This is a genomic window from Paenisporosarcina sp. TG20 (assembly GCF_000286315.1).
GTDB lineage: Bacteria > Bacillota > Bacilli > Bacillales_A > Planococcaceae > Paenisporosarcina.
This window is the reverse complement of record NZ_ALJG01000002.1, coordinates 1-511: the sequence shown is the minus strand read 5'-3', so window position 1 is coordinate 511 and position 511 is coordinate 1. Positions and strand designations below refer to the sequence as shown.

General features: G+C 35.2%; 1 protein-coding gene. It reads right to left on the bottom strand.

All coding sequences use genetic code 11. The features are described from left to right. Window positions 1-103: 103 nt before the first annotated feature. The coding region (locus B371_RS0100010; RefSeq protein ID WP_019412333.1) for a transposase at window positions 104-511 on the bottom strand (408 nt) is incomplete at its 5' end.

The following is a 511-nucleotide window of genomic DNA, read 5'->3' as shown; positions in this document are numbered from 1 at the left end:
GTTAGTAATAATTCTAAAACCAATTCCTATTAAAAGGTATGCTAAGGAGACCTGCCGATTTATAAAAATTTCGCAGGTCTACTAAAGTATTAAATTGCATTTCCTAAGTGGAAAAAGAATTGTATACCCGTTTAAATGTCTCAAACCAAGGACTATGCTGACCGAATTTCAAGCTTACTCTTCTAGCGTGTTTAACCAATTTAGAAGCAAGGGTAATTAGGTTTTGAATAACTGTTTTAACCCTACGACGAAATACTTTTTTCCGTAATGGAGCATCATCAATCTTCAGAGATTCTTGACCGATTAGACGTAGAAGATTGTAAGTGAAACATCCAAGATGCAAGATTAAATTATTGGTCGCAAACTTTCCCGAAGGGAAACGTTCTAAATCTAAGTCTGTTTTCAATTCACTATGAAACTGTTCACTTGTTCCATGGTCATGATAAAGATTAATAATTTCTGCTGGATGGTTAGGAAGAGCGGTCCAGTAGCTTTCAAACTCAATTTCAGG